This window comes from Devosia sp. Leaf420, from assembly GCF_001425445.1.
In the GTDB taxonomy this organism is placed as follows: domain Bacteria; phylum Pseudomonadota; class Alphaproteobacteria; order Rhizobiales; family Devosiaceae; genus Devosia.
In genome coordinates this window covers 544,094-555,241 of sequence record NZ_LMQU01000009.1, presented here as the reverse complement: position 1 = coordinate 555,241, position 11,148 = coordinate 544,094, and the positions used below count along the sequence as shown (strand labels likewise).

At 60.2% G+C, this 11,148-nt stretch carries 10 protein-coding genes; 9 read left to right on the top strand and 1 reads right to left on the bottom strand.

Annotated elements, in window-relative coordinates:
- The 9 genes from ASG47_RS07250 to ASG47_RS07210 all read left to right on the top strand — a co-directional run bounded on the left by ASG47_RS07250 (position 1) and on the right by ASG47_RS07210 (position 10,397).
- Positions 1–948 carry a class 1 fructose-bisphosphatase gene (locus tag ASG47_RS07250; RefSeq protein WP_061908037.1) on the top strand — a complete coding sequence of 316 codons (948 nt, stop codon included), beginning with the start codon at positions 1–3 and terminating at the stop codon, positions 946–948.
- Between the two features lie 278 nt (positions 949–1,226).
- Positions 1,227–2,504 (top strand): AGE family epimerase/isomerase, encoded by a 1,278-nt coding sequence (locus tag ASG47_RS07245; protein WP_082511620.1) that lies wholly within the window; start codon positions 1,227–1,229, stop codon positions 2,502–2,504.
- Between the two features lie 83 nt (positions 2,505–2,587).
- Positions 2,588–3,373, top strand: coding sequence for an SDR family oxidoreductase (locus ASG47_RS07240; RefSeq protein WP_061908036.1), 786 nt, complete (start codon positions 2,588–2,590; stop codon positions 3,371–3,373).
- Positions 3,374–3,525: 152 nt separating this feature from the next.
- Positions 3,526–4,353 (top strand): 3'(2'),5'-bisphosphate nucleotidase CysQ, encoded by an 828-nt coding sequence (gene cysQ, locus ASG47_RS07235; RefSeq protein WP_061908035.1) that lies wholly within the window; start codon positions 3,526–3,528, stop codon positions 4,351–4,353.
- A 175-nt stretch (positions 4,354–4,528) separates the two neighbouring features.
- Positions 4,529–5,077 carry a PadR family transcriptional regulator gene (locus ASG47_RS07230; protein WP_061908034.1) on the top strand — a complete coding sequence of 183 codons (549 nt, stop codon included), beginning with the start codon at positions 4,529–4,531 and terminating at the stop codon, positions 5,075–5,077.
- Positions 5,078–5,093: 16 nt separating this feature from the next.
- Positions 5,094–6,362 (top strand): efflux RND transporter periplasmic adaptor subunit, encoded by a 1,269-nt coding sequence (locus ASG47_RS07225; protein ID WP_061908033.1) that lies wholly within the window; start codon positions 5,094–5,096, stop codon positions 6,360–6,362.
- Positions 6,363–6,373: 11 nt separating this feature from the next.
- Positions 6,374–9,649 carry an efflux RND transporter permease subunit gene (locus ASG47_RS07220; RefSeq protein ID WP_061908032.1) on the top strand — a complete coding sequence of 1,092 codons (3,276 nt, stop codon included), beginning with the start codon at positions 6,374–6,376 and terminating at the stop codon, positions 9,647–9,649.
- Between the two features lie 122 nt (positions 9,650–9,771).
- The gene (locus ASG47_RS07215; protein ID WP_244487049.1) at positions 9,772–10,011 is read left to right on the top strand and encodes a type II toxin-antitoxin system prevent-host-death family antitoxin; all 240 of its coding nucleotides are present in this window, start codon (positions 9,772–9,774) and stop codon (positions 10,009–10,011) included.
- A gap of 5 nt (positions 10,012–10,016) precedes the next feature.
- A complete protein-coding gene (locus tag ASG47_RS07210; protein WP_061908030.1) occupies positions 10,017–10,397 on the top strand; it encodes a type II toxin-antitoxin system death-on-curing family toxin in 381 nt (126 codons plus the stop codon).
- Between the two features lie 2 nt (positions 10,398–10,399).
- Here the strand turns inward: ASG47_RS07210 and ASG47_RS07205 are convergent, their stop codons facing one another.
- Positions 10,400–10,885 carry a GNAT family N-acetyltransferase gene (locus ASG47_RS07205; RefSeq protein WP_061908029.1) on the bottom strand — a complete coding sequence of 162 codons (486 nt, stop codon included), beginning with the start codon at positions 10,883–10,885 and terminating at the stop codon, positions 10,400–10,402.
- Positions 10,886–11,148 lie beyond the last annotated feature (263 nt).

Here is an 11,148-nt window from a genome sequence, read left to right as displayed (position 1 = left end):
ATGACCACGCTTGCCCAATGGCTTGAGACTGAGACGGATGATGCGGCGCTGGCTTCGGTGGTTTTGAGCATGGCGGCGGCGAGTGCGGAGCTTTCGGGGGTTTTGCGGGAGGCGCCGATTGCCGGGCAGACGGGGCTGGCGGGCCATACCAATGTGCAGGGCGAAGCGCAGAAGGCGCTCGATGTCATTTCCAATGATGTCGTGCTCAAGCATTTGACGGGTAATGCGGCGGTGGCTGTGTTGATTTCGGAGGAGCTGGATGAGGCCGTGCATCTGGCGGAAGGGGGCGCTTATCTGGTGGCGACCGATCCGCTCGATGGGTCCTCCAATCTCGATGTGAATGTCACTGTGGGCACGATCTTCTCGGTGTTGCCGAGTTCGGGCGGACTGTTGCAGCAGGGCAAGGCGCAGGCGGCGGCGGGATATGTGGCGTATGGGCCGGCGACGAGCTTGGTCATCCGGATCAAGGGCGACGTCTCGGTGTTTACGCTCAGTGCTGCAGGCGGATGGCTGCAGACGGTGGCGGCGGCGAAGGTGCCGGAGGCTTCGGGCGAATTCGCGATCAATACGGCGCGCGAGCGGTTTTGGGATGCGGCGACGACGGGCTATGTGAAGGAAAATGTGGCGGGCGAAACGGGGCCGGCCGGCAAGCGCTACAATATGCGCTGGGTGGGGTCGATGGTGGCCGATATCCACCGCATCCTCATGCGCGGCGGGATTTTTCTTTATCCGCTCGACAGCGAGACCGTGAGCAAGGGTGGGCGCCTGCGGTTACTTTATGAGGCGAACCCGATGGCTTGGCTGGTCGAGGGGGCCGGTGGGCGTTCGACGACGGGAACGCAAGGGATTTTGGACATTGTGCCGACAGGGATTCATCAGCGAGTGCCGGTGATTTTGGGGTCGGCGGAGGAAGTGAAGCGGGTTGAGGGGTGGTATGCCAAGGGGTGATGGCCCTCCCGCTGCGGAGGATGCCATTCGAGCGTAGCTCTCATGGCCTTCTCTCCTCAAATCATGCCACTGGCATGATTTGCCCTGCAGGACGGCTCGAAGCCCCTCACCCTGATTTTCTGCTGAACGCAGAAAATCTGTCCCTCTCCCACAAGGGGCGAGGGAGAGCCGGTGATTGGGGTGAGCAGAAAGAAGACTGCACACTGAAAAATTGCAACGTTGCGATGATGTCGGTAGAAGCGTCGGAAACGTCCGGCAGTGATGGCCGGAGGGGAGATATGATGAGCGAGCCGACCCTTTCCCTGCCCCGCACCAATGCCAGCCCCTGGCAGAAGCGGCCTTTTCACCGTCAGTACCTAATGCGGCAGGCGAACAACCTGTTCGACTTTTTCGAGGCGGCCTCGATCAATCCCAAGGGCGGATTTTTCGAGCTCGACGATGAGGGCTTTCCGCTCGGGGTAGACAATGGGCTGCGGCAAATCCATGTGACGACACGCATGATTCATTGCGCCGTTGTCGGTAGCCTGATTGGGCGGCCGGGGTCGGACGAGATCATCGACCACGGGATGACATATCTCTGGGAAAAGCACCGCGATGCGGAGCGCGGGGGCTATTTCTGGTCGCTCGACGACAATGGTGTCAAAGACGGCGTCAAGCAGGCCTATGGGCATGCGTTCGTGTTGCTGGCCGGGTCGAGCGCCAAGCTGGTTGGGCATCCGCTGGCCGACAAGGTGATTGCCGACGTGACCGAGGTGATCGAGCGGCGCTTCTGGGACGACAAGGCCGGGGCTGTGCGCGAGGAGTTTAGCGCGGACTGGGTCGAAGTGCCGGGCTATCGCGGGCAGAATTCGAACATGCACCTGACCGAAGCGCTGATGGCGGCATATGAGGCGACGGGCAACAAGGATTATCTGAAGAAAGCCGAGCGGATCGCGCAGCGGATCATTCGCGACAATGCCGTGCCGCTGGGGCATCGGGTGGCCGAGCATTTCGACGAGAACTGGGGCGTCGACAAGAATTACAAGCACGAGAACGAAATGTTCCGCCCGTCCGGCACGACGCCTGGACATTGGCTGGAATGGTCACGGCTGCTCTATCAGCTCTGGGTGCTGGGGCAGAAGCAGCATAGCTGGATGACCGATGCGGCACGCAATCTCTTCACCAAGTCGATCGACCTTGGCTGGGACAAGGTGCATGGTGGTTTTTTTTATACGCTCGACTGGGACGACAAGCCGGCGATCCGCGAAAAGCTCTGGTGGCCGGTGGCTGAAGCCATTGGCGCGGCGGCTTATATTTCGGCCCATGACAATGAGGACTATTTCCAGACCTGGTATCGCAAGCTCTGGGACTATGCCGAGAACCATGTGATCGACCATGCGCGCGGCGGCTGGCTGAGTGAATTGTCGGAAGACCTGACGCCGGCCTCCAACCTCTTTGTCGGCAAGCCCGACATTTATCATGCGCTGCAGGCCTGCCTTATCCCGCTTTATCCGGCAACGGGCAGCTTAACCCACGGCATTATCGAGCAGGATCATACGACGCGCGGCAGCCACTAAGCGTTTTGGGTCACGAGAGATTGGGGCGTCGGGGTCAACCCTGGCGCCCTTTTTGCGTTCTGGCTTTCGAACAGGAGAGAACCATGAACGATCTGAGCAACAAGGCGGCGCTGGTGACGGGAGCCGGTTCGGGACTGGGCAAGGCAACGGCGCTGCGCTTGGCCAAGGCGGGCGCGAAGGTGGCTGTCTTGAGCCGGACCAAGGAAGAAATCGATAAGGTTGCGGCAGAAATCGAGGCGGCGGGCGGCACGGCAATCAGCATTCCGGGCGATACTTCGAGCGATGGCGACATGAAGAAGGCCATCGAGACCGTCGTCGAAAAGTTTGGCAGCCTCGACATCGTGGTGGCCAATGCCGGGATCAATGGCGTGTGGGCGCCGATCGAGGATATTACGCCCGATGAGTGGGACAAGACGATAACGGTCAATCTGCGCGGGACCTATCTGACGATCCATCATGCAGTCCCGAAGCTCGAAGCGGCGGGTGGCGGGGCGATCGTGATCATTTCGTCGATCAACGGGACGCGGACGTTTACGTCGCCGGGGGCTTCGGCTTATTCGGCGACGAAGGCCGCGCAGGTGGCGATGGCGCAGCAATTGGCGCTGGAACTGGGACCGCGGAAAATCCGGGTGAATGCGATCTGTCCAGGGGCGATCGAAAGCGAGATCGACGATAATACCGAGCAGCGCGGTACGGAAAAGACGGAGATTCCCGTGGAGTTTCCGAAGGGGGATATTCCGATTACCGATGGCAAGCCGGGCAAGGCTGAGGATGTGGCCGAGGCGGTGTTGTTTTTGGTTTCGGATGCCTCAAAGCATATTACGGGGTCGCCGCTTTGGATCGATGGCGGGCAGAGTTTGCTGCGGTAGGGGGTTAAGGCCCCCTCAACCCGCCGCTGCGCGTCGACCTCTCCCCCAGAGGGAGAGGTGGTGGCTGTTGGGGTGTAGGAGAAAGAGGCGAGATTGTCAGCGTGACGGGAGAGGCGTAGAGAACGGCGGAATTCTTTGCGCAAGTGTCACCTATGTCCGATCCCCTGCCCGCTTCGTCTCAGAGCCTGACCGATCTTGCCGTTACGGCGTCGATTGCGGCGGCAGAGGTTATTCTCGAGGTTTATGCGCGGCCGATCCATGCGGTCAAAAAATCCGACGGGTCGCCGGTGACCGAGGCGGATGCGGCGGCCGAGAAGATCATCATTGCGCATTTGGCCGGGACCGGGGTGCCGGTGCTCGGGGAAGAAAGCGTTGCGGCGGGGATTATTCCCGAACTGGGCGACCGGTATTTCGTGGTCGATCCGCTCGATGGAACCAAGGAGTTCATCAAGCGGAACGGGGAATTCACCGTCAATATTGCGCTCGTCGAAGATGGCAAGCCGACAATGGGCGTGGTGCTGGCGCCGGTAACGGGCGAAATTTTCGTCGGTGACGCGGATGGCGCGTGGGCCGGGAAGATCGTCGATGGCGTCGTGACCGGGCGCGCGCCGATCAGCATCGGCTTTATGCCGCGTTTGCGGATCGTCGCCAGCCGCTCGCATGGCCATGCGGCGCTTGAACAGCTCTGCGAGAGTTTTGATGTCGAGAGCGATGTGTCCGTAGGATCGTCGCTCAAATTCTGTTTGCTGGCGCGGGGCGATGCGCAGCTTTACCCGCGCTTTACCCCAACTTGCGAATGGGACACCGCGGCAGGCCAGGCGGTACTGGAAGCGGCGGGGGGCGCCGTGGTAACCTTGGATGGCGCGCCAATGCGCTATGGCAAGCACGCACTGGGATTTCTGAATCCATACTTCGTTGCTGCGGCGAGCCTAGAGCTTGCACAGCGTGCAGCGGATAAAATGCGAACGCTGCTTGCGTAATACTGCGGCAATGTCCCGTCCCTATAGACTTTGTCAGGGGAACATTGGGGGACATGCAACACACGCTTAACTGATCTGCGCGATGCCCTCCCTCGTAAATCTTGCCGTGAGGGGGTTGGACAATATATAGCCCGAGCATATATCGAACCGGAATAGGCCGGAGGATGGGTGCTTGATGAACGTGCGGACGCTTTGCCTGTCGGTTCTCTATGAGGGCGAAGCCACGGGCTACGATATCCGCCGCATGGCCTCGGAAGGCGAGTTCGCCTATTTCGTCGAGGCCAGTTTTGGGTCGATCTATCCGGCACTGGCAAAGCTCGAAGAGGATGGCCTCGTGACGAGCCGGATCGTGCCGCAAGACGGCAAGCCGGCGCGCAAGGTCTATTCCATCACCGACACCGGGCGCGAGGCTTTTGCCGAAGACCTGTCCGGCCCGATCGGGGAAGACGTTTTTCGCAGTCCGTTTCTCCTACTGGCACGGTTTGTCAGCATCTTGCCGCAGAACTTGGTGGCGCAACGCGCCGAAGAGCATCTGGAGCGAATTGCAAAGGACCGCCAGCGGCTCGAACAGGGCGAAGCTGACGGAAACTGCAGCCCGGCTGATTGCTGGGTCATCAATTACGGTCGTGCAGTATTGGATGTTGCGGAACGCTATTTGCGCACCCATATGCACGAACTGATCACTTTATCGCGAGCCGAGCAACGCAAGGACGCGGCGGAATAAAAGGGGCGACTATTCTATGCGTGCATTGTTTTCCTACGGGCTCGCGCTGCTGATCCTTCTGGGTGCAGGCGCGTGGCTTTCGACCGGAACGCTCGTGATGGGCGGCAACGGCCCGGGCAATGGCGAAAAGCCAATCGTCTCGGTGATCGAAGGCAAGGAACATGGTCCGGTGGCTACGGCGCTCGGCAATGCCGGGCTGCTGGCCGAACACCATGAGCCGGAAGTCGACCCTGCCCTGACCATTGCCCAGCGCAATGAAGAGACAACTGGCGCCAATGCCCCGATGCCGGATGTTCGGGTCCAGACCTTTACCGCCCAGCCCATGCCGATCGAAGTGCCGCTGCGCGGCCGCACGATCGCCAAATCCAGCATCACCGCCGTTGCCGAAACTGCCGGCACCGTCGATACGGTGCATGTGACTAAGGGCCAGCGCGTCAATGTGGGCGATGCGCTCTGCACGCTCGACCAGGGCACGCGCGCCGCCGCCGTTGCCCAGGCACAGGCCGGCGTCGATCAAGCCAATGCAGCGCTTGCCCAGGCGCAGCTCAACTTCGATACCAATGCCGACCTTCGCCAGCGTGGCCTTGCCGCTGCAAACACCGCCAATGCTGCCGATGTGGCGCTTGCCCAGGCCAAGGCCGGCGTGAGCCAGGCTGCTGCTGGTCTCGACAATGCGCAGGCGGAACTTGACCGCACGGAAATTACGGCCAAGGTCGCCGGCCTCGTGCAGGACCCGGTCGCGACGGCTGGTGCGATGCTCAATGCCGGTGGTGCTTGCGCCACGATCGTGCAGCTCGACCCGATGGTCTTTGCCGGCATGGTTCCGGAAAAGCATATCGGCCTTGCCAAGGTGGGGCTTGAAGCGACGATCACGACCGTGACCGGCCAGAGTGTCGAGGGCAAGGTGACCTATATCGCGTCGCAGGCCGACAATGCGACGCGCTCCTTCCCCGTCGAAATTGAAATCCCGAATGCCGACTTTGCCATCAAGGACGGGGTGACGGCGGAAGCCAAGGTCAATCTCGGCGCTGCGCCCGGACACCTGCTGCCGCAATCGGTGCTGACGCTCGACGACGAAGGTACGCTTGGCGTGCGCACGGTGGAAAATGGCGTTGTTGCCTTCCATCCCGTGACGATCGTGAGCGACACACGCCAGGGCGTCTGGGTGACAGGCCTGCCCGTAACGGCCGAGGTGATTACCGTGGGCCAGGAAAGTGTGACTGCCGGACAGGCCGTGAAGGCCAGCCCGGCGGCGACTACGCCGACTGAACCCGTAGCCAGCTAAGGACGAGTTTCATGCTCGACTTCATCGAAAAGATTTTGAGGATGCCCAGAGTCGTCCTCACCGTCATGGCGATTGTCCTGACGGCTGGTACGGCGGCCTATCTTTCCATGCCAAAGGAAAGTTTCCCGGCCATCGACGTGCCCTATCTCTACGTCTCGATCAGCCAGACCGGCGTTTCACCGCGCGACGCGGAAAACCTTTTGGCAAAGCCTGCCGAAGAGGAACTGGCCAATCTGCCGGGCCTCCAGAACATCTCGTCGACCTCGACCACCGGCCATGCTTCGGTGATCCTCGAATTCGACATCAACACCAACAAGGACCAGGCGCTGCAGGATACGCGCGCCAAGATGGACGCGATCAAGGCCAAGCTCCCCGCTGACGCCGACGATCCGACCGTGAGCGAGGTCGATTTCATCGGCCCGGTCATGTCGGTGGCTATCTATGGCACGGCGCCTGAAAAGGAACTCAACCGCCGCGCCGAGCAATTGCAGGATGCGCTCGAAGCGCTGGGCGATGTGCGCGAAGTCAAGCTTTCGGGCGCGCGCAAGGAACAGCTCGAGGTCCGCATCGACCTGCTCCGTCTGGAAGCCTATGGCCTGACGGCCAACCAGCTCTTTGACGCGCTATCGCGCAACAACATGGTCGTGCCTGGCGGTACGCTCAACACCGGACAGGGCTCGTTCAATATCGAAGTGCCCGGCCTCATCAGCAATGCCGAGGACGTCTACAATCTGCCGATCAAGACCGACGGCAACACCGTCGTCACCTTCGGCGATGTGGCAACCATTACGCGCACGCTGGCCGACGCCACGGAATATACCCAGGTGAACGGCTCGCCGGCGCAGATTCTGGGCGTGTCGAAGAAAGCCGGCACGAACATCATCGACGTCTCGAGCCAGATCCGCGCGACGACGGCCGAACTGGCGAAGAGCTGGGGCAATGGGGTTGGCTACAGCTTCTTCCTCGATCAGGCTGAAACGACCACCAATCTCTTCCGCTCGCTGGAAGCCGCTGTTTTGACCGCTGTGGCGCTGGTGCTGATCACCTGTATCGCAACGCTTGGCCTGCGCCCTGCGCTGATGATCGGGCTTTCGATCCCGCTCTCGTTCATGATGGCCTTTCTCGTCGCCGAAATGCTGGGCATGACCATCAATATGATGGTGATGTTCGGGCTCGTGATCGCGGTGGGCGTGCTCGTCGACGACCCTGTCGTGGTCGTCGAGTATGCCGAGCGAAAACTGATGGAGGGCGTTCCGAAGAAGGAAGCCTTCATCATGGCCATGCGCAAGATGTTCGTGCCCGTGGTTGGCGCGACGGCAACGACGCTTGGCGCATTCATTCCGCTCCTCTTCTGGCCTGGGATCATCGGCAAGTTCATGAGCTATCTGCCGATGATCGTGATCATCGTCATGATCGCCTCGTTCATTTCGGCGCTGATCTTCATGCCAGTTATCGGCTCCGTCATCGCTTCGACCCATGTCGATCCGGTTGCAAAGGCCAAGGCCGATATCGTCATGTATCCCGACAAGTTCGACACCAAGAAGGTGTCGGGCCTGACCGGGCTCTATGTGCGGTTGATGGACAAGCTGATTTCCTGGCCAGTGCCGACACTGGCCGTCGGATTCGGTATCATCGTCGCGATCTTCGTGACCTATGCCACGCATCCCACCGGGTCCGAAGCCTTCCCGGCTTCCGAACCGGAATATGCAACGGTGGCCGTGGTTGGACAGGGCAACTATTCGCCCGAAGAAGTGCGCGACATGCTGATCGAGGTCGAAGACCAGCTCTTGCAGGTCAATGGCATCCAAGACGTGATCATGCAATTTGGCACGACCGGCGCCGCCGGCACCATGCCGCCTGACACGATCGGCAATTTCCAGCTCCAGCTCACCAATTGGAACCAGCGTATCAAGGCGGAACAGATTTTCGCCGATATCCGCAATCGCGTTGCCGGCATTGCCGGGCTCGATGTTCAGGTTTTGGCGGTCGAGAATGGACCTCCGGCCGGCAAGGATATCAACCTGCGGGTGGAAAGCACCAATTACGACGACCTCGTGCCTGTGGTGACCGCGATCCGCAATCACCTTTCTACGTGGCCGGAAGTGGTCGATGCCGAAGATGGCCGCCCTTCCCCCGGCATCGATTGGCAGATCACTGTCGATCGGGCAGAGGCGGGGAAATATGGTCTCGGCGTGCGTGAGCTCGTGCCCTATGTGCAGCTCATCACCAATGGCGTGAAGCTCGGCACCTATCGTGACGAGGAAGGCGACGAACTCGATATTCGCGTTCGTCTGCCCAAGGACGAACGCACGTTCGACGCGCTCGATTCCATGCGCATCGCCACCGCCGGTGGCATGATCCCGGTCTCGAATTTCATCGACCGCAAGGCTGTACCCAAGGTCGCCAATATCGAGCGCCGCAATCAGGTCTATGTGATGAACGTGGCGGCTGGGCTCGTGAACCTGCCCGAAGGCGTCTATGCGGCCGATAAGGTTGCAGAGCTGCAGAAGTGGATCGGCGAGCAGAACTTCCCTGAAAGCGTCAATGTCGCTTTTGGCGGTGCCGAAGAGCAGATGGGCGATGCCAATGCCTTTATCGTTACGGCGATGGGCATGGCTATGGCGCTGATCTTCTTCATCCTGCTGCTCGAATATAACAGCTTCTTCCAGGTGATGGTGACGCTCTCGACGGTGGTGATGTCGGTTGCGGGTGTGCTTCTGGGCATGCTGGCAACGGGGATGACCTTCTCGGCCATCATGACTGGTCTCGGCATCGTGGCACTGGCGGGCATTGTGGTGAAGAACGGCATCGTGCTGATCGACACCTACAATGACTATAACCGCCACCAGCATGTCGAGCCGGTGAAGGCCATGTTGTTGACGGTCGCGCAGCGTGTGCGTCCGGTGTTGTTGACCGCGTTCCTCACGGCGCTTGGCGTTATCCCGATGTGGGCGAACGTCGAGTTCGACTTCATCCGCCGCGAAATCGTGGTGGGTGGTCTGGCGGGTTCGTGGTTCATCCACCTCTCGGCAGCGCTTGTATCGGGCCTCTTCTTTTCGACGCTCCTAACGCTGATCATGGTTCCGGTGATGATCACTGCGCCAAGCGTTCTCTGGCGCCAGATCAAGGGCACGGGCGAATGGATCCGCAGCATGCGCCGCCGGCCGGCCACGGCTACTCCGGCAGGCTTTGACGGCATGGCCGTCGAAGAAACCGCCGATGGCACCCAGCGCTTTGTCGTCAGCAAAGATGCCGGGCTGCACGATCGCCGGGATGCGGCGGAGTAGTGTTTGGTGGATCGAAGAATGAAAAGGGCCCGCAGCGATGTGGGCCTTTTTTTATTGGTGGGTGACAATGTGGGCGGAATGGATTATATCCAATTTAGCTATTTTAGCTGAAAGGGATGACCATGGCACAAATCTCGGCGACGGATGCTAAAAACAAGTTTGGCCAAGTTTTGGAAATGGCGCAGGCTGGTCCGGTGCACGTCCAAAAAAATGGCAGAGATGTCGTGGTCGTGCTGTCGGCGGAGCAATATGCTGAACTGAGAGCCGCGAACGGTACAGCCAAGGTCAGACCTGCGATCGAAGAGTTGATGGCGAGAAGCGTGGAAAAACGGAAGTCGCTTTATGAAGCGCTCGCTCGATAGCCAGCATGCCTTTCAGCTATTTGACGCTTGAAGAAGCGCTGCGCATCCATGCCATCCTGATCGAAAAATTTGGTGGTGCGGCGGGCGTTCGGGACCTCGGCCTGATCGAGGCGGCACTGCTTCGCCCACAAACGGGCTATTATGCCGACCTTATCGAGGAAGCTGCCGCACTCTGGGAAAGCCTGGCGATGAACCATGGCTTCGTCGATGGAAATAAGCGCGTCGCCTATGCCTGTCTCGAACTCTTTCAACAGCTGAATGGCTCGGACGTTGTGGCCGACAACGACGAGATTGAGCGCTTCATCTACTCAAATCTCCAGGCCGGATCGTTTCGCAAGGACGTTCTTGAGGCGTGGTTGCGCCAGCACACAGCCCCGCTGACCTAATTCTATCTCAACGGCCCTTGAGCCACAAACTCATTAAGCCGCCAATCGTCGCCGTCGAAGTGGATGTCGCGGGTGGTCAGGGCTTGGGGTGCGAGGACTTTGGGCCAGAAGAATTGGGCGGCGGTGTTGGCGTGGGGCACGGCGATGTGCCAGGGGCCGGGGTGGAGGACGAGGGCCTCGTTGACGGCGGCTTTGCCGGCTCCCCTGCCCCGATAGGCTTTCAAGACAAAGAACTCGGCCATGAACCAGCAGGGCTTGCGGCCGGTGAGCGGGCACTCGTCGATGACGACGGCGAAGCCGGCGATCTCTTCATCGGACATGATGAGGTAGGGGAAGCGCCAGAAGCGGTCAAGGAAATCGTATTGGTAGCGGCCATCCGCGCCGACCGGAAACGGCATGAAGGCGGTCATGTCGTGGAGATAGAGCTGGATCAGATTGGCTATGATCGGCTTCTGGTCAGGGCGCGCGGGGGTGAGGTGGATGGCCATTGCGGGAGGTTAGGCGGAGAGAGCGGAGGGGGCAAGGTTTGACGGCTTGATTGCGCGCTCTAAGCACTCAGCACCGGGCGCTTTGACTTCATCCTCTGTCATCCTCACGCGAGCGGCGAGCAATCTTGAAATATCAGGATGGGCCCCGGCCTTCGCCGGGGTGACACTCCGTGGGGTTGCTGCTGCTCTTCAATCACAGTCCAAAAAGAGATCCCCGCTTTCGCGGGGATGACGCAGGATGGAGAGGTACGCCTTGGTTCAAG

Bases quoted from the DNA above. Each gene is read 5' to 3' on its own strand.
- ASG47_RS07250 (WP_061908037.1), top strand. From the start codon at position 1: ATGACCACGCTTGCCCAATGGCTTGAGACTGAGACGGATGATGCGGCG.
- ASG47_RS07245 (WP_082511620.1), top strand. From the start codon at position 1,227: ATGATGAGCGAGCCGACCCTTTCCCTGCCCCGCACCAATGCCAGCCCC.
- ASG47_RS07205 (WP_061908029.1), bottom strand. From the start codon at position 10,885: ATGGCCATCCACCTCACCCCCGCGCGCCCTGACCAGAAGCCGATCATA.
- ASG47_RS07220 (WP_061908032.1), top strand. From the start codon at position 6,374: ATGCTCGACTTCATCGAAAAGATTTTGAGGATGCCCAGAGTCGTCCTC.
- ASG47_RS07215 (WP_244487049.1), top strand. From the start codon at position 9,772: ATGGCACAAATCTCGGCGACGGATGCTAAAAACAAGTTTGGCCAAGTT.
- ASG47_RS07240 (WP_061908036.1), top strand. From the start codon at position 2,588: ATGAACGATCTGAGCAACAAGGCGGCGCTGGTGACGGGAGCCGGTTCG.
- cysQ (WP_061908035.1), top strand. From the start codon at position 3,526: ATGTCCGATCCCCTGCCCGCTTCGTCTCAGAGCCTGACCGATCTTGCC.
- ASG47_RS07230 (WP_061908034.1), top strand. From the start codon at position 4,529: ATGAACGTGCGGACGCTTTGCCTGTCGGTTCTCTATGAGGGCGAAGCC.
- ASG47_RS07225 (WP_061908033.1), top strand. From the start codon at position 5,094: ATGCGTGCATTGTTTTCCTACGGGCTCGCGCTGCTGATCCTTCTGGGT.
- ASG47_RS07210 (WP_061908030.1), top strand. From the start codon at position 10,017: ATGCCTTTCAGCTATTTGACGCTTGAAGAAGCGCTGCGCATCCATGCC.